Consider the following 25,756-nt stretch of genomic DNA (forward strand, 5'->3'; position numbering starts at 1 on the left):
TCCGCTAAATTATGGTATAATATTTTTTGTCGGAATACGACATCGGGTTGTTAGCTCAGTTGGTAGAGCAGCTGACTCTTAATCAGCGGGTCGGGGGTTCGAAACCCTCACAACCCATAAAAAACAAACACCAGTGACTGTTAAAGTCGTTGGTGTTTTGTCGTTTTTATAGCTGGAATGTTAATTATTTAAATAATCAGTCGCTTTCTTTTTAAAATTTTATCAATTACATAGTACATATGATGAAAAATGAATATAGTCCATATTAAATCAACTACATGATATACAAAAGGAGTTGCTACAGTGAGTCGAATTGACATCGGAGAAATACAAGCCTTTGTGTTTCAATTGCGCACAGCTAATGAATCAGGAAGAAAAACCATCCAATCTATCAAAACGGCCGTGACAAAGTATGTGGGAGATAATAGTTTAAAAGGAAAAGCAGTTGATGCATCGAAAAATTATTATCAAATGACTTATTTCCCTCTCTGTGATGCAATAATCGAAGCCATGGACGAAAGTGAAGAAAGATTGCAGCAGTATATCCAAGATTTCCATGCTCAAGTCGATAGTTCACCAGATGCCAAAATCGATGCGGACGGTTTATATGAACTGGGTAAAATGATTGACCGAATAGAAAGCAAAAAAGAAGCTTTAGCACAGCGAATGAATAGTGGAACAGAAGGACAAATGCAGAATTACCGTTCCCAGTTAGCTATTGCCTATAAACAGGAAAACATTCTCGAGAAATATTTGTCATTTGAACAAAGCCACGCTAGCTTTTTTGACCATTTGATTGATTTAGTTCAAGCCGTTCAGCAGACCATCCGCGAACTCCAGTCTAATATCCAGTTCAATAGCCAAACAGGCACTTACGATCTAAGTAAGCTGAATCAAGCTACAGTGAGCCGCATGCAACAAGCATTAAATAAAGCACGAGGAATAAAAGAAGATATTATAAAAGAACTACAAGACTACACAGTGCTTGCAGTGGTATATTTAGATAGTAATGGAAAAGAACAAGTCATGTGGTTATTAGAGCGAGATGGCTTGGGAGTGGAGAATGCCGAACTTAAAGCTTATTTAGAAAAAAACGGAAAATATCTTAACCCAGAAGATTATTCGATTATTACTAATGAAGACTTGAATAAGAAAATCAATAAAGCTTGGCGAGATGGTGTTTATTATCTTAATGGTAATAAGTATGATGGCTTAACAGGTGGCGTTTTATCTACCTCAGCATATGTTGAAGCTGGGAAAGGATATATAGATAAGAGTGGGTTAGCGGATGTTGTGCTGGGGCTTGGGTTGAGTACGGCTGCGATACGCTATAAACAACCAAAAGCAAATAGGTCATCAATATTTGGAGATATGAGTGTTTCTGATGTAACGAGATATGAAAAATTCTGGGATGATGTAGCTGCGGGCAAGAGTGTAGAAGCAAGACTTGGTTATGAAGATTGGCGCAGTCTATTAAAGCCAATTGGTAAAAAGTCTTATGTATTTAATGCATATGAATCGGATCCAGCGAAGAAGATACTTGGACCAGGTAAAAACTCTCATCCGAAAGAATGGGACCAAACTATTGAAAATTTTATAAATAACGAGGTTGAAGTAGTAATAAAGAATAATGGGACTATGGGATATGCCCCTAAAACTGATTTTAGAAAGCCTCAAGTAAATATAGATGCAAAATCTTCTTATAGCGCTTTGATGCATGAAGAACAACATTACATAGATGATTTAGCAAATGGATTCCCAGGAGCAAAATTCAATTTCCAAACAAAGAATCGTCTAAAATTAGAATTTAATGCTTACATGAGGGAAATTAAAATAGCGGAAAAAATGGGGAATAAAAAGTTAGCAAACCAGTTATTTGAAAATTATATTAAAGAACGGAACCAAATTATTTTTGGATTTTGAGGAGGATTTTAATTGGAAAGTGCTATGAAAATTGAGCGGAAACTACGAGAAGGCAATTATGAGGAAGCGGATTTATTAAGATATTTAAGTCATAATAGTATAACGGTCGTGTATAATACGCTTCATGAAATTGCCTATAAAAAAATAAAGACAAATGGAATTATAATGAAAGTAACTGAAATCGCGTCAAGCAAGAATGAAATATCATCTAAAGGTTTAGGAGTTTTAACAATGAGAATAGTAGCAATCGCTACATTAAATGAACTTAATTTAAATACGTTTTATAACTCTTTAGATGAAGATGAGAAAAAATTAGCTGAAGGTGTCTTTTCATGAGAGAAGTAGACTGAGTGAACTACACGCAAAAGAATATAAAACTTTTTTCAGAGGTTAGGATATTGATATTGCTGGGCTGATATAGGTTGCAGAAAGATTCAAACACAAAGATGAGGAAAAAGCTTATGACGAAGATAAATCATATAAATAATAAATTGATTTTCGAAAATCAGGAGTACACATTTGAGCATACCATGCAAATTCTGAGAACAGATGATAGTAGTGTATAGGTGCTAATATCAAAAAAAGAATATAATCTCCATTTATTATCGACAGGAGAAAAAATGAAGAAAATTCAATGGATAGTTAATCGAGCATTTGTATCATCGATTTTATTAATTACTGCGCTATTTGTGGTCCCTCCAATATTTGGGATAGCTGATGGAAGTATGGTGAGCTTATATGAATATGTATACGGAGCGCCTTTAAAATGGCTAACTGTAATGACGATAACAGAGGAGAAAAATAAGTTTACAGAGACGTTTTTCACCGGGAATGAAGGTATAAGCATCCAATGGTTCAATTTAATAGGAAGCTTTGTGCTTATTTTCATCATTTTAAGTCTTATTTTTCACCTAGCAAAATTGCTACATAACAGAAAGAGCGCCTAAAAAAGACAACCTAGCTAATAGGTTGTCTTTCTCTATATTATTGAATAAGAATCTCATTATTAGCGTCCGCTTTTTTAAATATAGCCACAATTCCTTCTATAAACGATACAATTGAAGGAATACCAGTCCAGCAAAATACTACGTAAAGAACGCCTTGACCATTTTTTCCTGCTAAGAATTTATGGGCGCCGAATGTCCCAAGTAGAAGTGCTAAGGCAACATAAACCCATTTATTAACTAATTTTCCTTCATCTTTTTGGGAAAAGCGGATTTCTGTTACAACTGTTTGAGTTTGTGTCTGAGTCTGAGCTTGCTCTTGGGCCTGATCTTGATTTTGGGAGTTATTGTTAACGATATTGATATTAGGATTTTCAGTTGATTTCTCCGTTTTTTTATTAACAATTAATTCTTCTCCGTGTTTATAAACTTCCACTTCATCTCCAGTGTCAGGACTAAATGTAAAACAAGTCAATGAAACATCGATTGTTTCCCCGTTATCTTTTAGTACTATCGCTGAATTATCTTCAATTTTAATGACTTTTGCCATGTTCCTTCTCTCCTTTTTTCTATATGCTGTTGTAAATAGTCTTTTTTATTATAAAATGAGAAAAATTTACTCCTTTATAGTACCATAAAACGCCTGAGAAAAGCGGGTTTTAAAGAAAATTTATTTGCAATTTTTCTTTGTTTTTGTAATAAAATAAAGAATGGCAAACTACCTTTAAAAAACCAAATTTTCCTATTTCAGTAGTTTACATTGTTTAATAGAACGAATGGACTACGATTAAAAGCGAAAATTGAAGCCGGAATCGATAAAAATGTATCGTTTTAGGCTTCTTTTTTCTGCCGTTTTTTTGAAAGTTAGATTTATCAACGTTTTTTCGGATTTTAAAAATGAAGCAATCGCTTAAATGTTACGAAAAATTGTCAAACAATACCGTTTTTATCGTAAATCAGTTGTAATTGCCTGTACGAAAATTATTCGTTTTCTAAGATAATAAGTCTGTGATGGAAATTTAGAGAGGATGGTTATGATAATGAAGTACATTGAATACCACGACTACATCAAAAGAGACGCTATTATTTATGCTTATTTACTCGATAATTTTTCTTATGTTTGTAAACAAATTAAGGCCTGGGAGAGTATTACGATAGATAGAGAACATGTCTTACTGGTGAAGAATGGCACGCTAATTGAAGAAAGTGACGGTAAGAAAAAAGGGATTGTACGTTGCTTTTTCCAGAAAAATCTTGTATTTCCTACTAGAAATCCGGTGGTATTAAAAGCTTTGGAAACATCGGAAATTTGCCTGATTAGTGCGGAGGGTGTATTTGGAAAATTAGAGGAGGATCAAATATTGTCTAACTTCTTTTTACAAATCGCAGAGAAAAACGAACAAGATTTAAAAAGGCAAGCACTGCTCGGTATAGAGAATTCAAAAAATAAAGTTGTATCTACGCTAAACTTCCTATTAGAAAATAATTTGGCTAATACTACATTGCCAGTTTTTCCAGAATGGCTCCAGATAAACATTTTAGCAAAATTAGCTAATTGCTCCATTTCCACTATATCTTCCACTGTAAATGAACTGCATAATAACGGAAAACTCGATATTAAATCTTCTCCCTGGAAACTTAAAGGACGCGAAATGAGGCTTGAATATTTTGAAAGAGAAGTTCAAAAAGTAGCGGATTAATTTAGACGAAAACAAGGCACATTTGTTTTCTGATGGTACAAGGCTTGAATGAATCAAGTTCTTTTCCAAGTACAAAAAATATACACACAAACGAGGTGGAAGTAGGACTTGAAGAAAAATATTTTAGTTGTAATTATTGTTTCGGTACTTGCTATTAGTGCGATTGTTTCAGCATTTTTCCTAATGAGGGATGACGCTTATGCTATTGAAGCAGAGGGGTTTACGTATAGTCCAAAAGGAGAACCAGTGACGTTTTCAGCTGATGCGAAGTACAATGACGCGTGGCTTAATAATGAAAAGACCATTTCAGACGGAAAAGAAGTAAAACCGATCAACTTGGCGAGAACATTATTTTTAAAAGATGGTCGAATCCAATTTTTAGGAAAAAGTGTGGCTATTAAAAGTGCATCCGATTTAATAGAGATGCCTTCAAAAACAACTGTCACGGAAAGCAAAGGAGCGTATAAAGCAAACGCTACGAAAGACAAAACGATTGCACAGCTTCCGAAAGGCACGGTTGTTAAACTTGCTGAAGGACGCTACATTATTTTAGATAATTCATATTTGAAAAATAAAAAAGGACTTAACAAAAAATTACCGAAAAATGTTATTGTTTCCATTGATGAGAATAAGAAAGTTTTATTAATGGGGGAAAAAACTTTAGAGGAACTAGCGGGCGATGATGCTTATATTGAAATGGAAAATAACCGTTATCAATTTGATTTAAAGAAAGAAATGCTAGTTAGCCAAACGGACAAGGAAGAAGATATTGATATTCGTTCGATTAAGGTTGAAATAGATGATAAGGCCGAGAAACGAAATCTAAAATCTACAAAAGAAACAACTACAACGGATGAAACAAAGAAGCAAGAAGATAAAAGTAATGAACAAACAAATCAAGCAAACAATGGTAATGCAGCAAATAACGAAGCTGCAGCCGGAAACTCTACTGGTGGAGACACTGGAACAACGACCAAAAATGGCGCAAACGGCAATGAAACTCCGGAAAACAACCAAAATAACACGGACGCCAGCAAAACAAATGAAATTATCAAAAAGCTAAATGATGCTGAGAGTTTAACCGCATTCCAAGTACCAATTGTGGATGTTGAACTAACTGTGAAGGGGCAAAAAGCTTCCGCGAAATTACAACTAACCGATTCTTCTAAACGTCTACAATCTTTAGAAGCAATTTTATACGATAGTGAAAATAAGGTTGTGAAAAAAGTAGCATTGGATTCAGCAAAGGTAGACCAAAATTTTGCTTTCGATAGTTTAAAATATGGCGAAACCTACCAAGTTGTCGTTCAAGGGAAGTACAAATCTGCAAGTGACAAAATTCAAGAAACGATTTTCTTCCGCCAAATGGTAGAAGCAAAACCAGTCGTATTAACGCCAAAAGTAGTGGAACGCAGTGAAGATAGTTTAACAGCGGAGATAACTGCTACAGAATTATACGGCAAAGTGGACGAATTAGTTTTAAAAATCAAAGAAAACAACAGTAACGTAACTACTTCTAAAACCGTTAAAGTCGATACTACGGCACTTACAAAAAATGGCAAAGTAGAAGTTAAATTAGATTCGTTGAGTAGTAGTAAAGAATACATCGTCGAAATGGAAAAATTAGTGGTTGATGGTAAAGAAGTAACAGACGAAAATTGGTATTTTATTGCCTCAACACTAAAAGCAAAACCAACGATGACCGGAATAGACCTTTCTTATAGTACGGAGAAAGGTGAATTCACAGCGGTGCCAATTAATTTAATCGATAAAGATAGTTCTATTACTAGCATTCGCTATGTTGCTTATTTAGAAGAAGATTATAAAGCGAATGGTGAGAATGCTAAAGAATATGCTTATTCTGTTGTTGATTCAAGTCAGAAGAAAACATCGGTAAAAGTTGGTCGAACAGTTGATATGAGCGATGGGAATTATGTTTTTGTAGCTTATATCTCTGGTAATAACAATCAATCCGACTATACTTTTGCTACACCAGTATCTAATGTGGTAGTAGTTGGAATGAAATCTATACCAACTGTAGAATTTTCTCTAAAAGCAGCAGAACAAGACAAATTAACCATCAATTATGAAGTTTTTGATGCGGATAATACATTGCTTTATGATAATTTGACGCATCCGACCTTAAAACTTTATAAATCAAATGCGCAAGGTTTATATAGTGGCAATCCGGTTGCTACAGTAGACCTGCGAAATAAATCTGACATTACAAATTTACTGGAATTCGATCGTTTAGAAAGTGAGACTTATTATGTTGTTGTAATGACTGCTTCCTATAATTTAGACGATGGCACGGGAATTATGGTGGATCAGCGTATTGGCCAATCTAGTGTTTTCCAAACAACGGAAATAGCAAAAGTGGATGCCACGTTTACACTCGAATCGGTCACGACTAATCAGGCAGAAATTAATGTCAAATTCTCTGAAACCGCGACAAAACTAAGCACGGCAAACTTAAAAATCTATGATAAGAAAAATAACACACTTATAAAAACAATTCCTTTAAACAGCGACTTTGAAAAGCTCATGAGCGCAGATGGGAAAAACTATCTTTTCGAAGATCTAGCTATTAATAAAGAATACTTGTTAAAAGTAGAAGATGGCTTTGATAGTGGAATGAACCAGGTCCCTGTAGAAGGCGAATTAGTTTTCAAAACGAAAAGAGAAACACCAATAACCGATAAAGTTCTACTAGATTATCAGCCGAATAAAATGAAAGTGGGTGGGTTAGCAGGTATTGAAGCTACGGAAAAACCAATGCTTGATGATTACAATGCGGTTAGCTCTATCACTTATAGAATCTATAAAGTAGACGACTTAAATACGCCGCTTGTAGAACAAGAAGTTTCGACAGCAGGCGAATTTGAAAAGTATTCTTATTTTGATTTAACAAATACTGATTTAGGGCGCGGGTTTGATTACATGATCAAAGCAGAAGTAATTTGGAATGATAATTATGAAGATCATCGTATTGAAATCAGTTCTGAAACAATTCAAATTAAAAAAGAAAAACCAACTGTGGAATATGAAATTTTAAGAAGAACAGCAACCGAAGTAAAACTCAATGTATATGTGAGAGATATTGAGGGAGCGATTATCCCTGGAAAACTTGATATTTCTAGCTCAACAGGCGGTTCTGTACCGCTTGTGAATGGGAAAAACACCGTAACATTACCGCTTTCAAGTGGAGGTGCGACAACGATTAAAACAGTAGGCGATTACGTCGTTACTAGCGGTGAGCCTGCGGAATCAACGGTCTTTATGACAAAAAACTTGGTGGCGATGAACACAACGGCACCGCAAGCTAGTGCGCAATTTGCATTAGATGAAACAGGTCGTTCGCTGATTTTAACGCCGCAACCTGATGATGTGGCCAAAAGTAATGTAATGAAAACAACCTACAGTATTCAAGCTGAAAATAGTTCTAGCCCAGATTATTCTGTAGCTAGAATAGGCGATGAACAATTTGACGCCCAAACTATTGATTTGCCATTCGGGAATGTATGGTTTAACAATTCATATCAGTTAGCGCTTGATATGAAAATGAACTATATGGAAAACAGGCTGAACTATGAAAAATTATTTGAAAGCTATTATCTGTCGCTAAACGATAACACAGCATTTGTAACCTCGTCTAACGGCGGTGTATCAACAACTAGAAATGCAAATCGGGCAGATGTTTACCGCGTGACAAAAGGTCCAACTGACGCAGAAGGCAATATTTCCGGTGTTAAATTTAAAAATATTTGGACTGGGACTTACATTGCATACCGCGGTGGAGTTCTGATTAGTAACAGTGAGACAGCAGATCCGTTTAATTTTAGACGTCAAGAAGATGGAAGTTATGTAGCGGAACTAAATGGTCGTTATGTTGACTTCTCATCAGGTCTTGTTTCAACGGAAGCGGCCGGTTCAAAAATCGATCTTTATTCTGCACAAGAAGAAACAGGCAAAGTTTCGCAATCGATAACTACGAAAGCACTAGCAGAGCCAGACATTACAGCTGAGTCGCTTAGTATTTATGACAAGCGAGTCAAGTTAGATGTTATTGGTGAAGATAAAGATAATACCATTGTTAAAAAAGCTAACGAAAATGAGCTATTTGCGAATGCATACAAAGAGGACGGGACAACACTTGTGAAGTCGGTTCGAATTGACGGCTTACCAACTCGAGATGTCTCTCTTACTGAACTTTCACCAGACAAAACGTATGTTATTAAAGTAGAAGGAAAATATGATTTGTTAGACGGAGAAGGTGCAAAAAATAAAGTTTACTATACCGAAACAATCACTACCGAGAAAAGTCTACCAAGCATGGCTTCTACAAGTTATTCGTGGAACCCAGCTTATGGATACAGGACAATCAAAGGAAATAACAACTTTATTGATGAAAGTAGCGTTTTAACAGACATCGAGTATCGTTTGTATGATGCTTCGACAGTATCTTCTAGCATAACGAATCTAGTCGCGCTGGAACAAGAACTAGGTAGCAAAACGCCAGCAGCGACGTTTAATAATTTATCGAAGACGCCAGAATTTGATTTCTATAATAATCTTGGCGCTCAAAATTATGTTTCCGGAAAAACCTATGTAATTGCGGCCTTTATGAAAACAAGTCTAGCTAAGGCACCAATTTTTTTAAGTAATGCGAAGACCATTTATCTTGCGCCACCAAAAACGGTTAGTGCACCAATTAAGCTAGAAAGTGTTTCTGCTAGGCAAGCAACATTGAAATTCTCTTATAACGACCCAGATAGTTACTTTGTAGGCGGGACGAATAAGCAATTCCAATACGTCTTAAAAGAAACAACGTCTGGCAAGATAGTTAAGAATGGTGCTTTCACAGGTGGAAATACAGCTAGCTGGTTGAACACATTCGACGAGTTGGAACCAGCGAAAGGTTATACATTAACTATCAGTACAAATTACGACAATTTGGCTGGCGATGGAAGTCATCCATGGAGTACAAGTTTAAACTTTACGACCGATGATGAGTATGTAACCTCGAACTCACTAACAATTCAACTTGATGCCGCAACGAAAAAAATCAAGTTTCAAGCAAAAGAATTGAGTCCAGGATCAACAACCATTGAGAAAATCGAAATGGAGTTCTATGAGTTGCTTGATTATGGTGGTAACAATGAGCGAACTAGTTTAGTTGAAAGAAAAACGGTCACTTTACCAAGCTCATATCCCGCAACAATTTCTGAAAGCTTTAGTATTGCAGGGAAGAAGCAGAATCAAAGTTTCTTAGGCAAAATGGTCGTCACTTATCGTACGCCGTTAAATGAAGTTAAAACCTATGAAAAAACATCCAACTTTGTAACCTTGCAAGAAGATATTGCGGCAAACTTACGGTCATTCAGAAGCGTAAGAGCTACTGATACTAATGTGGCTGTACAACTAGACACGACAAAAGTAGATAAAGAAGCAAAAGAAACTTACACGTTCGAGCTTAAAGATGAAGACGGCGAAGTGATCGATACAGAAAAAGTTGCGGCCAAAGATATTGAGGAGACAGTTAATTTGTCGATGGAACCAACGAGCAATTATGCAATAACTGTATTCGATCAGAAAGACAAGCCAATTGCGCTTTATCAAGGCAATAACGAAGAAAATAATCTTAAAGCTAATATCACAAAGGATAATTTTACATTGATGGCAAATGACACCGCAGATGCAAAAACAAAACTAACTGTCACGATTGAACCAAAAGAACTTTCCACTTGGGAAAAAGTACAGTCATGGTTCGGCAAAGATTTCACAGAAACGAAAACGCTCGAAAAAGAAGAGCTAGATACCGGTGTGGAATTCGATGCAAATTATCATGATTCAAAAGTTACTGTTAAAGAAACAGAATCAGGAAAAACTTTTGGGATTATCGAACTGGAGGCAAGCAAATGAAACCTGCATGGAAAATAGGCATAATCGTTGCAGCTGTCCCGTTAATCATTATTTCTGTAATCTTATGGGGATCATTTAAAGAGGCAAGATATGATCTTGTCTCCCTCCCCAGTAACGGTGTGGTATTAAATGATGAACAAGAAACATTGCAATTTCAAAAAGGACACACACTTTATCGAAGCTGGAATGAAGATCAGCTAATCGCCAAAAATGATGAAGACGATACGCGCAATAAAATTATGCAAAGTACGATTCTCTATTTGGATAAAGATGCATTGATGTTCACCAAGAGTGTCCCAGTCATTGATATAAATGGCGTTAGTACAAAGTTAAAAGGAAGACAAGTTTATGAATCAAAAGGAGCTTCCTATCAATACAAAGACTCAGAAATTGCCGAAAAAAGTGTTGTAAAACTAGCGAATCGCCAATATTTCTTAAACGCTGAGGCAACCCTTTATCTTGGTGGAAAAGAAATTAAGAAAGTTTCCAAACCACTTCTTCTCATCGATAAAACCGGTAGTGTAACCATTTATGAAAATAAAAAGAAAAGCCGCTATTTAGGTCATATGACATTAAAGGTCAATGATGAAACCATTTTAGATGCGAGTAATGAAACATATACCATTGGCGAACGTAAAATCGACCTTGCTAGCTTCGGCGGAACAGATAATGAAAAAGTCGTCGTAAAAAAAGACGAGAAAGAAGCAAGCGATAAAACAGCCGCAAAGGATAAAGAGTCAAACGGCGATGCCGATAAGAAGAATGAATCTGCGAATAGTGGCCTGAATGCAACTAAGAAATATGGAAATGAAATTAAAACAGATAGCGGCTCAGCAGATACGGGAACTAACGGTAGCGGAAGTGGCACGAGCGGAAATACGCAAAAAGACTTAGAAAAAATTGATAATTATGAAGCGGTTCTGAAAAAAATTGAAGAACTAAATAAAAAGCTGGAACGAAATATTCCAGTACTAAGAATTGGCTATATAGCACCAGGCGTAACAAGTGCGAAAGTAAGTTATAAATATTCAGACCCCAATAACACCTTGGTTGGTGTAACGAAAATCAGTGTGGTAGATGAAAAAACAGGTAAAGCTATTAATACGCACTATGCATCTGCTGTAGATACAGAAGCTACCCTAACTGGGCTTTCTCCTAATGGAAAATACCATCTTGAGTTCACGTATCAATATGACCTAGGCACCGATAAAGGCATCCAAGAAGTGAAAATGAAGAGCGACTCTTTCACAACCCAATCAGTATCAGCTATTTATCAAATGCAAAGCGTGACTAGTACGTCAATCAAAGTAAATATAGCTCTTGACGCACAAATAGAAGATATCAAACGAGCTCGAATCAAAGTTAAAAAAGCAAATGGTGATTCTTTCTATATGAATGTTGGTACCAGTTTTATTAAGGGTAACGGAGAGCTTCTAAACGTAATCGGCTTAGATCCAGGCACCGCATACCAATTCCAAACGATTATTGAAATGAAAAGTGGCGAAACAATCGAATTGAATAGCTCAGAAAAATACTACACTATGCAGGCGACTGTTTTAAAGAGCTTGCGAGCTAATTTATCAGCGAATAAAGTTGTGCAAGTGGAGTACGATTGGACATCAACAGATTACACGCTAAACCAAGCTACTGTTGAATTAAAGGACGAAGAAAAAGCTGAAGTCGATTACAAAATCGTCAACCAAGAAAAAGGGAGCATTCGCTTAGTGCCAATCACTGATGAAGAAGCAGTTGATTTAGAAGCTAAGTTAGTCCTAAAAACAACAAACAACGATACAAAGGAAAGCAAAACATTCGAATATCCGATTGAGCAAGACGTTCAGTACGACAAGGATGCGAAACTAACTATTTCCTTAACACCATTCCAAACAGAAGAAAATAGTACAAAGCAAACCGAGGAAGCTGAACAAGAAACAACACGAAATGTAAGCTTAGCAACCAAGATTGAAGAAGTTTTAGCACCTCAAAATGCCACTTACGACATGATGTTTTCCATGAAACGCGAAGCAGGCGAAACATATCGAGTAGCTTTTGAAAGACGTGCGGTTGGAACAAGTGATGGCTGGACTTCTTTTAGTAGCAAAGAACTACTTGCTGACGAAACTGGATTAGTAAGCCACATGGAGACCATTTCGAGGATGGCGAAAGAAAGTTTTGATTACCGAATTGCAGTTTATGATACGAAAGGCACGTTGCAACTTTACGTATATCAATAATAGTAGAGGGGTACATTTTCTCAGTACCCCAATCTCATACAGAAGGTAGGAAAAAAATAATGGATTTAGTAGTTGCATGTAGCGTAATTGGCGCCGCGCTCGCAATTGGGCTTGCGACTTTGGGAGCTGCAATTGGACAAGGAATAGCGGTTAGTAGAGCAACAGAAATTATCGGAAAAAACCCAAATGCAAAAAAAGAAGTTATGGGAGGTCTTTTCTTAGGGCTTCTAATGATTGTCGCATTAATGCTTTTTGCACTGGCAATCGCAGTCATCTTGCTTTGGGTTAATCCGTTTATATGATAGGTGAGAGCATGGAAAATATGATTCAAACGATAGTACTTTATGGTATTTTTGCAATTGGTTTTCTGTATTTACTCTATTTTACCTTGCGAAAATTGGAAAATATCCTCACGAGCTTTTTTTACGAACTTAGCCAAGATAAATCGCTTGAAAAAGAAAGTTTATTACGTCGCTTAAAACGACAAAAAGTTGCGACAAATCAAGAAGAACAGAGAAATAGACAATTAGCTATCGAAGCAGAACAGAAAGAGAGCATTTTTCTTGAAGAAATCGACCAGTTAGTTGCGCGAAATAGAAAATATGAACAAGAATTACAAATTTGGCAAAATGAAAAACCAGCACAAATCATTGAAGTTCCAAGTGTTGAAACGACACCACATGCGCCGTTCAAATCGCTAAGTAGCTGTGTTAATGAAATCATTCAAAAGGTTTTTATTACATCTGAAGAAGAGGAAGCGCAACTGTTCACGGAAGCAATTCGCGAATTTGATGCACTAGTCCGGGTTGAAAAGATTCGTCTAGCTCTTCCTTACAAAGTCTTGTTGCGTTTGTTTGAAATGTATACGCCAGAAGAGTTACACGCATTTACGAAGTCATTTGAAAAGTTCAATGAGCGCGCGAGTAAGCTTTCTGTGAAACAAATTTATCAGAGTAGCTACTTGTCGCCGGAACAAAAAGTGAAGGTAATGCGTGAAGACGGCACATTGGATGAACTTGATCATCAATTTGTCGAATTTCTATTCTATATGTTGACGCATTTTTCTTATCGTCAAACACGTGGACTTTACCGGAATTATATAGAAGTTTACAATGTCCATTTTTATACAGGACTTATTCGTGTAAATGTTGCTAACGAAGAATCGGCAAGTCATTTTGATAAGCTATGGCAACCGACACATACGGGCTATAAAATCGAGTATCAAGTTCAAAAAGAATTAATTGGTGGAGTTATTATCAATTATGGAACAAAGTCGATTGATATGAGCTATCAGGAACTAATCAAGCGCACAACAGAAAAAATGGAATCGGAAGTGAGACTTTGAAAACTATTCATTTTGATATGAACAAATACGAAACCCCTGTGGATTTGGAATATTTAAAAGAACATGGCCGGGTTGAGAAAATCTCTGATGGTGTAATTTTTTCTTCTGGCTTAGAAAATGCGGCACTTCACCAAGCTGTTACGATTGACGGTAAACACCGCGGCGTAATCCTTGAATTAAATGAAGAATTTGTTGGTATAGGGTTAATTGATAAAACCAATGATATTTTAGAGGGAATGACTGTATCTGTTACGGATCATTTCATCGAAGTAAATCTGTTTGAAGATATGGCAGGTCGTATTATTGATACGACTGGAAAAATGTTATACGACATTAGCGATGAACAGCCAACTGCTACTTCCCCGCTATTTTGTGTAACACCGGCCATTATGACGATTGATAGCGTTACTCGCCCGCTGAATACTGGGCTCGCAGTAATTGACTCTATTACACCAATTGGTCGGGGTCAGCGCCAACTAATCCTTGGCAACCGGCAATCAGGAAAAACCCAAATCGCGGTGGATACAATCATTAATCAGCACAACCAAAATGTGCATTGTATCTATGTAGCAATTGGTCTAAAAGCAGCTTATATTGCTGAAGTGATTGAAACATTGCGTAAATATGGCGCGATGGACTATTCGACGGTGGTTGCAACAGCTGCAAGTGATTCTCTTACCGCCCAATATTTAACCCCATACGCGGGGATGGCGGTCGCAGAGGCACTACGGGACCAAGGGAAAGACGTCTTAATTATTTTTGATGATTTAACAAAACATGCAGATGCTTATCGAGCGATTACGTTGCTCTTCAATCGACCGCCGGGAAGAGAAGCTTATCCTGGAGATAGTTTCTACATCCACTCAAGCCTTTTGGAACGTGCAGTACAAATGAATCAGGAGCATGGTGGTGGTTCTATCACTGCTATCCCAATGATTGAAACTTTATCTGATGATGTAACGGCATATATTCCGACCAATGTTATTTCGATTACAGATGGTCAGTTGTTCTTAAAATCCGATTTATTCAACCGTGGTCAAAAGCCTGCCGTAGATGTCGGTGTATCGGTTTCCAGAATAGGTGGCGACGCGCAACACCCGATTATTCGCAAACTTAGCAAGAATTTGACGCTGATACTTTCTCAATTTGAAGAGTTAAAAGAATTACTGGATTTTGGTAATGCACTTGATGACGGAAGTATGAAAATGGTAACAGATGGACGGATGTTGACCGAACTGTTTAAACAAAATATTTTGAGCCCGCTATCCGTACCAGAATTAATTACCATTTTATATGCATTCCAAAACGGTTTCTTAAACAAAATGGCGCCAACGAATGTTCAATCTTTTAAAGGATTGTTGTTAGAAAAAGCGCATGCTCATCCGGACTTTGAATCATTTTCGAACCAAATTGAGGAAATCAGTGAACTAGATGTATCTCACGTCAAACTATTAGAAGAAATTATTCAGGAAGCGGGGAGGCCTTTCCGTTGAGTAGCATAGACCAGGCGCGAAAAAAAATTAAAGCACTGAACTCAACTTATAAAATTGTCCATGTAACGGAATTAGCAACCCTTGGAAAACTTTCAGGTTTGCGAGAAAAAGCCGAAGCAGCCGTTAGTTATTATGAAACTATCTTGAAAAGTTTGCGATGGGTTAGAAAAACGATGTATACCAGCAAAAATGTACAAGCAATAGAAGAAAAGAATGTGACTGCACTTGCGATTACATCCGAACGAGGGCTTTGTGGAGCCTATAATAGTGAGGTTTTTGCTGAGATAGACAAATTGATTGAAACGCTTGGCGATCAAGTGAACATTAATTGGATTGTGGTGGGGGAACAAGGGCATCGTTATTTAACGAATCTAGGTCAGAAAATCACCACATACTTGCAGTTTTCGCTTGAAAATATTGATTTGGAAACAACGACAGAAGTGACAGCGGATTTTATTGATCAAATTAATAAACAAGAAATGGATGCACTTTATGTCATTTTTACAAAATATCTTAATGCCGTTCAGTCAGAAGCGATGTGCGAAAAAATTTATCCGGATATTCCTGAAGAATCAGATGCGGAGTCAATCGAAGTTGATTATGTACTTGATTTCGAGACGGATGACGAACAAGTGGAGCAGTTGTTACTAGAAAATTATCTATGTGGGTTGCTTTACAGCATGTTTCGCTATTCGGTGGCAAGTGAGTACTGTATGCGCCGAATTGCGATGAAACAAGCGAAAGACAATATTCATAAACAGCATGAAGAAGCCGTTTTTGATGCTAGAAAAAAAGCATTACAACAAAAAACAGGCGAATTGTTGGATATCATCAGCGGCGCACAGACGATCAGGAAGGAAGAAGAATAAATGAAAAAAAACACTGGGACCATTATAAGCATTAGTGGTTTTGTTTTAAAAATTGAATTTAATGAAAGCGAACTCCCTGAAATTAGCCATGCGCTCGAATATGAGACACACCAAGGAACTTATTTAGCGGAAGTCGTTCAACATACAGGTATTAATACTGTTTCAGCAATTGCGATTGGAGAAGTTAGTGGTTTGGCAAGAGGAGCAGAAGTCGTCAACCTTGGTCATCCGATTGAAGTTCCTGTTGGAGAAACGGTTCAAGGACGGATGCTGAATGTATACGGCAAAGCAATTGATGGGCTACCCGAACCAGAAGCCAAAGTTAAATGGCCAATTTTTCGTGAACAGCCCTTACTTCGAGAATTAGATACAAATAAAGAAATCCTTTATACCGGCATCAAAGTTATTGACTTGATTTGTCCGATTTTAAAAGGTGGTAAAACGGGCCTTTTCGGTGGTGCCGGAGTTGGGAAATCCGTTTTAATGCAAGAGTTGATTAACAATATCAGTATGATGGGCGGGAATTCCGTTTTTACTGGGGTTGGCGAGCGTGTCAGAGAAGGTATTGGTTTATATAAAGAACTAGAATCTAGTGGCGTATTACCGCAAACAACCGTCGTACTTGGCCAAATGAACGAGTCGCCTGGTGTCCGCATGCGTGTCGCGCTAACAGGTCTTACAATCGCGGAATATTTGCGTGATGAAGAGAAAAAAGATGTTTTACTATTTATCGATAATGTCTTTCGTTTCATCCAAGCGGGTTCCGAAGTATCCTCTTTGCAAGGTAAAATCCCGATTACAGGGGGATATCAATCAACACTTTCAAAAGAAGTGGGTGATTTTCAAGATAGAATCGCATCTACTAAGAATGGCTCGATTACGTCAATCCAATGTGTATTCTTACCGGCCGATGATATTGATGACCCATCTGCGGTTGCAACATTCAGTCACCTAGACTCAACGATTGTATTAGAACGTTCGATTGCGGCGTTAGGGATTTTCCCAGCTGTTAATCCACTTCAATCATTCTCCCGGGCGCTTAATCCAACCTTTGTTGGCGAACGTCATTATCAATTAGCTGTACAAGTGAAATTTATTCTACAACGCTATATGGAATTGCAAGAAATCATCAACGTGCTAGGTATGGCTGAGTTGAGCGACGAGGATAAAAAACTCGTTCACCGTGCACGGAAAATTCGTAACTTCCTATCACAACCATTTTATGTTTCCGAAAAATTCACTGGTACAGAAGGGATTTTTGTTGAAATTGAAGACTTACTGGTTAGCATCGAGCGTATTCTGAGTGGCGAATATGATGAACGTTCAGAGCGAGAATTCTTGTTTATAGGATCCTACAAAGACTTGAAATAGGAGGAGAGGCAAATGAAATTAAAAATCGTCTCGCCTATGGGGCAATTTTTTGAAGGTGATGTAGAGGGTTTTGTTATCGATACAAAAGAAGGGCAGCAAACGGTATTAGAAGAACATATCGATTGCCTTAGTTTCTTCGACTATAGTGAAATTACTATTTTAGATAGTGCCGCTACAGAGCCTATCTTTGTCGCCCTCGGTTATTTACATCTTGTTCAAAATGAAGCAAATATCATGGCGCAATTTGCTTCAACGGATGCCAATCAAGCTGAACGGATTTTTGAAAGACTTAGTAAGCGAAAACAAGGAGAGCGGGGGATTATATGACGAGCGGATTTTTAGATACATTGCTACAAATTGTTGCTTTGTTTGCTGCTTTTTTTCTAATAGTTTTGCTTCTTCTTGTTGGTATTCGCCATTTTTTAACCCGAGATGAAATACCTTTAGAAAGAGCTCGGCGGTATCAATCGTGGTACCAACGTTTTCAACTGGACGGAGAAGTTACGGCTTTCCTTGTCGTTATTAGCGCAACGCTTGTAGTGTGTATCATAGCGCTGCAAATATTAGCAATACCTTTCCAATTTATACTATTTATATTTTGGAGTACGTGGTTATTTCATCTGCTTTCCTTGTGGAAGAAAACACGCGTAGCTCAAAAATTTAAAAAAGAAATGATGCAGTTACTAGGTTTACTTTTAATTACTGGCTTGTACTTTGTTGGATATTTTTCGATGAATACTATGCATTCTGTGCTTGTACAAGTAGTCGGATCCCCTTGGCCGATTCAATTTGGAATAAGGAGTTACCTAGTTCTTTGTAGCCTGCTTGTGGCAGGTGGGGCCGTATTTATATGGCAACGTATCTATGTGAAATTGCTGAAATAATTTTAATAAAAAAATCCTCAGCGTCCGCGGTTAGATTAACGGAAAACACATCCCGGGCAATTTGGAAAATTCAAAAGGAGATAAACTTATATGATAAAAACAACAAGCTTGAGGCGTTCCTTATTGTTAGTCATGGCTGCTTTATTAATACTCGGCCAGCTTAATCTTTCTTCATTCCGAGTTTTTGCAGAAGAAAATGGTAATGATTCCGTTTCTTATACGGTTCAAAATGAGCTTTCAAGCGACAAAAAGAAAGCTACACTAACACTTAAAGCCACACCGAAAAACACGCAAGTTAACATATTAGCTATAGAAACGCCTGATGGAGAAAAGACGGATGGCGAGGAAGCTGAATATGTAGCTACCAAAAATGGCTCTGTCGACTTTATTATTTCCTACAAAGATAAAGCCGGCGCAGAAAAAGAATACACTGCTTCTTATAAAGTAAGTGAAATATCTGAAGAGACGGCAACTGTAACTCCTGGTAAAACAGGGCTTAAATCCAGTGCGCCTACTGTAGCCTTAAATATTCCTGATTATAACAAAACGGCATGGGGTAATGGGGATATCAAAGACGTTTCTGTCACAGTAGAGTTTAATAATAATAGTTCCACTGGTAAAAAAATAAATTTCACGTTACCAGATGGTATGCGATTTGTCTCGCTACCTGTTCCGAGCAGCTACCAACCAACAAGTAGCTCTGATTCAAGTATTCTAAGTTATTTTGGCGCTGGTAATCCGGTTGGGGACTCAATTACTTCGGTGACAGTTCCTGATAAAGAGGCGGGTTATAACAAGGCCACTTATGGGACAGTGAGTTATGAGCTAGAGCCTGCCACGGAGAAACTAACGCTTAGCTTTTCTGTTCAAGTAGATGCAGCCAAGTATTATGGCACAGCAGACTTAAAATCGCCTATCAAAGTCGATGCTTACATGGGTGAAGGAAGCACGCCGGTTGCCTCAGCAGAGCAAAGCGTTCACGCCGAAGGAAAAAATGTTGTCGGTTACGCTTCTCAAAAGAGTGTTCAAACCATGTTTAGAAACTGGTATACATCGTCCTTTTTGCCAGAAGTGATCGCAAGTACAGATACAGAAGATTCTTATAATTATACAAAACCATATTCAGTTGTAAATGGTATTAACCAAGCAGATAGCCGTGGATCAAAAATCTTTGTTCCTAAAAATGTTACAACAACCCTTTATTATCCAGAAGGTATGGAGTATGTCGGTGTAGTTAACGAAGGTAAAAGTGTGCTTGGAAATACTGACAATAGAACTATCACCCATTATCCAAGCGAAAACAAAGTCGTTATTGATTTTAAACAAGAAAATTACTATGGTATAGTAGAAACCATTTTTGCGGTTAAATATAAAGTGCCAGCTGGAACCCCGGTTGGGAACTATACGGCGCCTAAAGTCCCGCATGCGGTTATTACAACATATGATGACCAAGTATTTGAAACAGAGGCATTAACCAATGATTCCAATGATACAACAACGCTAGCTGCGAAAGATACGTGTAAAGTAGTTGGTGGAACAGCAAATAAAATGGTTATGCTACCAAGAAATAACTATATTAATCCAGATAATGAAACTTGGGCAGGTCTTATTCAGATTAACAATAAGCAAACTGCCGGAGTGAAAACAAATCAAGTTTACCAAATTAAATTTGATGAAAACTGGGAAGCATACATAGTTAATTTACCTTTTGATGGCAAATTAGCTGGCAATAAGGCATCAGATGTACAATATAAAACTAATTTAAATCCAGAATATCGAACTTACGAAGGTACTCTTCCTAAAACAAATGCGAATAAAATGCTAACGCTAGAAGCAACGGCAGTAGGTCTTCAAGAAGGGGAATACTTTACAGAAGTAAAAGCGAATGTAGGGGACTTCTCCACTGGATTTACAAATATTGATACTTCCGCACCATTTAAAGCGGCCAATAGCGCATCATACGGAATAGTGAAGCCGGGTATCACTTCGGTTCAATTTGATGTCAATATTTGGGATGCTGAAGATGAAGCAAATACCAAAGTTTCCGGTTCATCAACGTACACTACTACAACGGGTGTAAGCACGGCTGCGAATGGAACAGCTTCATTTTATAACAGTGAAGGTGCACTAATTAAGACTGCTCGTGCGGGAGACACAGTAACCACAAAAGCATCATTAATTATGCATGATTACCCATATGGAACAAGAACCGTCCTTAACAATCCAGAAATTTATTTACGTCAATTAGAAGGAACAACGGTTAAACCGGGATCTATTAAACTGACAGATCAAGACGGCAAAGAAGTCGATTTTTCTGTTGAAGCGAAATCAGCTAATAACGGCGATAAAGTATATGTTATCAAAACAACAGATGTTACAGTAGGTGAATATATCGGTTATCCTGCTAAAAAACAATATTTAAATATTAGCTATAATACAACATTCGATATGACTTTAAGTAAGAGTATCCACACAGGTATTCAAGAGTTGCTTGCTTGGGGTGGAAGTAATGTTACTTCGGCGCTAGGAGCGAATTTTTTCCCGGATAATGGTCTTGATGTGAACCAAAATGGTAAAGATGCAGAACGATTGCTGTCCACTAACACAAGTACGCTAAGTGTTCCTAAACAAGATACAGTTACAGTAGAAACTTTCTTAAATGTAGCTGGAGAAGGAATTAAAGCAGCTTATGTAGAAGATGATGACAGCACAGTTTCGTATTTCACACCAGGAACTGACGCGGATTATATGGTTAAGATTACAAATACTTCAAGTGGAAGTGCTGAAAGCCTAGATATTTACATCCCAATTCCAAAAACTGGTCAAGATTTTGGCTCGAAATTCCAAAGTGAACCTTTCAAATGGGATATGAAACTAAGCGATGCGCTTGCAATGACAGCCGCGCAAAAAGAGCAGTTTGACATAAGCTATACAACTGAAGCAACTTCAAATAATTATACGACAGATGCTATCTACAGTAATACACTTGCCGATTACGGAAAAGCAAATATGGTTCGTATCAAAGTGAAAACAGAGATTGAATCTGGAGAAACGCAAACAATTAAAGTTCCACTAAAAGTAGATGAAACGTTTGATTCTGCTACAGCTGGAAATAAAATTGGCGAACGCGACGTATACAACCCTTACTATGCAGTTACAACAAACACTTACTCCGGATCTATCGCAGGTACTCGAGTAGGCGCGGAATTAGTAATTGTAGAAGTAGCAGGTAAACTATTTAAAGACAAAAATGCAAATGGTGTGTATGAATCGGCGCAAACTGATACACCACTTGCGAATGAAACAGTTGAATTATATAAATGGAATGAAGCAACCTCAAAGTATGAAGCATTTACTAAAGATGGGGAAAGCGTAACAACGACAACCGATGCAAATGGAGATTATAAGTTTGACTACAATTTAGGTATTGGTTACGGAAAATATGCAGTTAAATTCCCAGATAAAGAAGGTTACAAATTTACCTTACAGAATGTTGGTAAAGATAAATCATTAAATAGTGCGACGCCGAATTTAGGCGCTGAGACAGGTTGGGTAAAAGAAATCGATCCAGCACAACCGGCTGCACAACATATCAACGCAGGTTATATTTCTTACGTGCCTGAAACAGATTTAAAAGTAAACTTAAATGAAAAAATTGTTCAAGAAGGAAAAAGCTTAAAGATTACTCTACCAAAAGTAGCCCAAACAAATGGTGAAGCAGCAGAAGATACAATCGAACCAGACTTTTTCCAAAAAATCCAAGCAACAACGGATGGCTATAAGTGGACTACAGCTAATGCGGGAATAGCGACAGCGAAAACCCTAAGCGATGGTTCCGGCGCAATCGTAGGCGTTTCTACTAACGGAAAAACAATTGCAGCTACGGACCTTACGATTGCAGTTAAAGACATTTTTGGAACAGAACAGAAGTCTACTGCACCGATTTATGTAACAGCAACGAGCGGCAATACTGCTCAGAAAGACCAATTAAGAATCGGAGCAACTAACTTCACACTTGAATACAAAGATGCATTAGCACTAACAGAAGCCCAAGCAGTGACAAAAGCAAAAACAGCAGCTTTTGAAGAAGTGAAAAATGGCGTAAATTCAAACGCCCAAGATCGTACAAATGTTGTAAAAGTTGATGAAACACAACTAAAAGCTATTCAAGATGGTCCAAACCAAGGTGGCACATACCCGCTTACCTATACATTGGAACAAGATAGCAAAGAAGTCGAAGTAGTTATTCAAGTAAAAGTTGAAAAAGATTTAACAACAGTAAACGCGCATGACTCTAAGATTTATGTCGGCGATAGTTGGAGTGCAGCTGATAATTTCGATAGCGCGCTTAATAAAGAAGGAGAAACCGTTACTTTTGCGGATATCATAGTCACTGGTTCCGTTGATACAACAACAGCTGGCACATATCCAGTCTCTTATAAATATAACGACACAGTAACCACTGTTAATGTTACAGTTAAAGACAATGCAACCGAAGTTAATGCCCATGATTCTACTATCTATACGGGTGATACATGGAGTGCGAAAGATAACTTTGATAGCGCCGCAGATAAAGATGGTAATTCAATCACTTTTGATAAAATTACTGTGACAAATACAGTCAACACAACGCAAGCCGGCACTTACCCAATCACCTATACGTACGCGGGTGAAGCAAAAACAATCACTGTAACAGTAAAAGAAAACAAAAAAGGAATTAATGCACACAATGCTACTATTTATGTAGGCGATAGTTGGACAGCCGAGGATAACTTTGATAATGCCGTAGATAAAGACGGTGATCCAGTAGCCTTTTCCGAAGTGAGCGTGACAGAGACTCCGGCGGTAAATACAAATAAAGCTGGCACATACCAAATCAAATACAGTTTTGATGGAGCTACTAAAACAGTGACATTAACAGTGAAAAATATTCTAACAGCTGTAAATGCGCATAACTCCACAATTTATATTGATGAGTCGTGGGATGCAAAAGATAACTTTGATAGCGCACGCGATAAAGATGGAAATGCGGTCACTTTTGCAGATATTACAGTAGAAGGAACTGTCGATAATACGAAAGCCGACACGTATCCAATCACATATAAATACGATGGTTTTTCTAAGACGATTCAAGTTTCTGTAAAAAATCCACAAACAGCTATTTATGCACATGATTCTGTGGTTTATACTGGAGATACTTGGTCAGCAAAAGACAATTTTGACCGAGCGATTGATAAAGCCGGAAATGCGGTTGCTTATAAAGACATTACAGTGGAAGATGCTGCTGATGTTGACTTGGCAACTCCGGGAACTTATTCCGTGACATATCGTTACGCGGGTGTCTCAAAAGTCGTGCAAATTACTGTAAAACCAAGGCTGACGAAAGTGGAAAGCCATGATAGCACAATCTATGCTGGAGATGATTGGCAAGCGAAAGATAACTTTGACACGGCTACGGACAAAAAAGGCGACAACGTGAAATTGGCTAACGTTACAGTCACAGGCCAAGTTGATACACAAACGCCAGGCACATACGAAATCACCTATAGTTATGATGGTGTGACAAGTGTATCTCATGTGACAGTACTACAAAATCACGCGAAAATAATCGTCCATGATAGTCAGTTACAACTAAATGGAAAATGGGATCCGAAAGATAATTTCGTGAGCGCAATGTCGAGAAATGGTAGCGAAATCCCACTTTCTAATGTAAAAGTCAAAGGGAAAGTTAATACAAAAAAAGCTGGCACTTACAAAGTCACTTACACAATCGACCCTAATGAAGGTACAGCAGACGCAGGTAAGAAAGAATTATCCGTGGTTGCTAACATTCGAGTAGTCGAGAAAGAATTGATTATTAAGGGCGGCAACGATTTGGCGGAAATAAAACAGCGCACTGCAACATTCCGTGAAGCAATTCCAAGAACTGGCGATCAAATGAACTTATGGATTGTCTTGCTAGGAGTTTGCTTAGTAGGATTAGCGTTATTCCTATGGATCAATAGACAAAGAAGAAGCCACAAATAAACAAAACGGGGAGGTAGGGAGTCTTAAATTGAAGGCTAGCCTACCTTTTCCCGCTGAATGAAACAAATTTTTTTTCGTGAAAAGACAGAGATAGTTCGGCCGATAGCCCAATTTTTTTAAAGAAATGGGAGGAAAGGAAATAGAAAATGACTTTTTTAGAATTTCATAGACTAATCAGTCAAGATTTGCTGATTTATTCATGGATTAGAAAGAATTTTTCTCTTACTCACCAAGAATTGGAGGTAGGTAAGGAACTTAAATTGCAACATGGACAAATAATTATCATGGAAAAAGGTTTAATGATACAAGAGAGTGCGGGAAAGAAATCCACAATTGAACGAATATTTGCGGGTGAACGTATTATTTACACCACGGAAAGAGTATTACTACTATCCGCCTTAGAAAATACAACCTATAGCATTATTCCAACAGATGAACTATTCGAAAAGCTAGACGAGCACAATTTATTATCGAATTTCTTCTTGCAGATAGCGGAAGATTTTGAGAAAAGTTTAGAATGGCAAAGAGAGATAATGTCGGCAGGGCCCGAAGAACGAGTTGAAAAAGTCTTACTGAGAATTATCAAGTGGTATGAATTACACCCGGCAAGCAAACCCGTATTTCCACGATGGTTAAAAATTTACGTCCTAGCAAAATTAGCCAAATGCTCCGTTTCAACAACATCTTTAATTATAAATGGCTTGGCTGATAAAGGAATAATTAATGTAAAAAAGACACCTTGGATTTTAATGCAGGATTTAGAAGTATTATGTGTCTTGTAAATATCATAAAAAAACTACTCAAATACAATTTTTGGGTAGTTTTTTTACTTTTTATAGCGATTATGATGAATTAATAGTGTTTTTTTGATATACATTATTAATTACATGAATACACTAAATTATAATACATGTTTTTCTGTATCGACGACTGATACACTAATTAATACCGTAAAAAATTAATTCGTAAAAGTACTGATACAACAGTATTCTAGCTGCAATACTATAAAGTTGGCACGGAACTTGCAATAAATAGAGCGGGTAG

At 37.4% G+C, this 25,756-nt stretch carries 15 protein-coding genes, 1 tRNA gene and 1 pseudogene; 16 read left to right on the forward strand and 1 reads right to left on the reverse strand.

Going from position 1 to position 25,756, the window contains the following annotated elements; all coding sequences use genetic code 11:
- Positions 1–44: 44 nt before the first annotated feature.
- From HCB49_RS11485 to HCB49_RS11500, 4 genes and pseudogenes are all read left to right on the forward strand, one after another.
- Positions 45–117: transfer RNA gene (locus tag HCB49_RS11485), tRNA-Lys, on the forward strand.
- Between the two features lie 186 nt (positions 118–303).
- Positions 304–1,329: pseudogene (locus HCB49_RS11490) on the forward strand (LXG domain-containing protein); the annotation flags it as partial.
- Positions 1,330–1,935: 606 nt separating this feature from the next.
- Complete coding sequence (locus tag HCB49_RS11495) at positions 1,936–2,259, forward strand: hypothetical protein (RefSeq protein ID WP_185605014.1); 324 nt, start codon at positions 1,936–1,938, stop codon at positions 2,257–2,259.
- Between the two features lie 284 nt (positions 2,260–2,543).
- Positions 2,544–2,870 (forward strand): hypothetical protein, encoded by a 327-nt coding sequence (locus tag HCB49_RS11500; RefSeq protein WP_185605015.1) that lies wholly within the window; start codon positions 2,544–2,546, stop codon positions 2,868–2,870.
- Between the two features lie 37 nt (positions 2,871–2,907).
- Here the strand turns inward: HCB49_RS11500 and HCB49_RS14460 are convergent, their stop codons facing one another.
- Positions 2,908–3,417: a TM2 domain-containing protein gene (locus tag HCB49_RS14460; RefSeq protein ID WP_185605016.1), complete on the reverse strand. Its 510-nt coding sequence runs from the start codon at positions 3,415–3,417 to the stop codon at positions 2,908–2,910.
- A gap of 490 nt (positions 3,418–3,907) precedes the next feature.
- Here HCB49_RS14460 and HCB49_RS11510 point away from each other — a divergent pair, with 490 nt between their 5' ends.
- From HCB49_RS11510 to HCB49_RS11565, 12 genes are all read left to right on the forward strand, one after another.
- Positions 3,908–4,567 (forward strand): cyclic nucleotide-binding domain-containing protein, encoded by a 660-nt coding sequence (locus tag HCB49_RS11510; protein WP_185480571.1) that lies wholly within the window; start codon positions 3,908–3,910, stop codon positions 4,565–4,567.
- Positions 4,568–4,675: 108 nt separating this feature from the next.
- Positions 4,676–10,489 (forward strand): ATP phosphoribosyltransferase regulatory subunit, encoded by a 5,814-nt coding sequence (locus tag HCB49_RS11515; RefSeq protein WP_185605017.1) that lies wholly within the window; start codon positions 4,676–4,678, stop codon positions 10,487–10,489.
- Positions 10,486–12,723, forward strand: a complete 2,238-nt coding sequence (locus HCB49_RS11520; protein ID WP_185605018.1) for a cell envelope integrity TolA family protein — start codon at positions 10,486–10,488, stop codon at positions 12,721–12,723. Before HCB49_RS11515 ends, HCB49_RS11520 begins: the two co-directional genes overlap by 4 nt.
- 59 nt (positions 12,724–12,782) lie before the next feature.
- Positions 12,783–13,025 (forward strand): ATP synthase subunit C-like protein, encoded by a 243-nt coding sequence (locus HCB49_RS11525; RefSeq protein WP_003721714.1) that lies wholly within the window; start codon positions 12,783–12,785, stop codon positions 13,023–13,025.
- A gap of 11 nt (positions 13,026–13,036) precedes the next feature.
- A complete protein-coding gene (locus HCB49_RS11530) occupies positions 13,037–14,068 on the forward strand; it encodes a F0F1 ATP synthase subunit delta (RefSeq protein WP_185605019.1) in 1,032 nt (343 codons plus the stop codon).
- Positions 14,065–15,561, forward strand: coding sequence for a F0F1 ATP synthase subunit alpha (locus HCB49_RS11535; protein WP_185605020.1), 1,497 nt, complete (start codon positions 14,065–14,067; stop codon positions 15,559–15,561). Before HCB49_RS11530 ends, HCB49_RS11535 begins: the two co-directional genes overlap by 4 nt.
- Positions 15,558–16,430, forward strand: coding sequence for a F0F1 ATP synthase subunit gamma (locus tag HCB49_RS11540; RefSeq protein ID WP_185480576.1), 873 nt, complete (start codon positions 15,558–15,560; stop codon positions 16,428–16,430). Before HCB49_RS11535 ends, HCB49_RS11540 begins: the two co-directional genes overlap by 4 nt.
- Complete coding sequence (gene atpD, locus HCB49_RS11545) at positions 16,431–17,801, forward strand: F0F1 ATP synthase subunit beta (RefSeq protein ID WP_185480577.1); 1,371 nt, start codon at positions 16,431–16,433, stop codon at positions 17,799–17,801.
- A gap of 12 nt (positions 17,802–17,813) precedes the next feature.
- Positions 17,814–18,128 (forward strand): F0F1 ATP synthase subunit epsilon, encoded by a 315-nt coding sequence (locus tag HCB49_RS11550; RefSeq protein WP_185480578.1) that lies wholly within the window; start codon positions 17,814–17,816, stop codon positions 18,126–18,128.
- A complete protein-coding gene (locus HCB49_RS11555) occupies positions 18,125–18,685 on the forward strand; it encodes a hypothetical protein (protein WP_185605021.1) in 561 nt (186 codons plus the stop codon). Before HCB49_RS11550 ends, HCB49_RS11555 begins: the two co-directional genes overlap by 4 nt.
- Before the next feature lie 90 nt (positions 18,686–18,775).
- Entirely contained in the window at positions 18,776–24,712 is a 5,937-nt protein-coding gene (gene lcp, locus HCB49_RS11560) for a putative cellulose-binding protein LCP (protein WP_185605022.1), read from the forward strand.
- Positions 24,713–24,858: 146 nt separating this feature from the next.
- A complete protein-coding gene (locus tag HCB49_RS11565; protein WP_185480581.1) occupies positions 24,859–25,494 on the forward strand; it encodes a mpt operon Crp-Fnr family transcription regulator in 636 nt (211 codons plus the stop codon).
- The last annotated feature ends 262 nt before the right edge of the window (positions 25,495–25,756 follow it).

This window comes from Listeria cossartiae subsp. cayugensis, assembly GCF_014229095.1.
GTDB lineage: Bacteria > Bacillota > Bacilli > Lactobacillales > Listeriaceae > Listeria > Listeria cayugensis.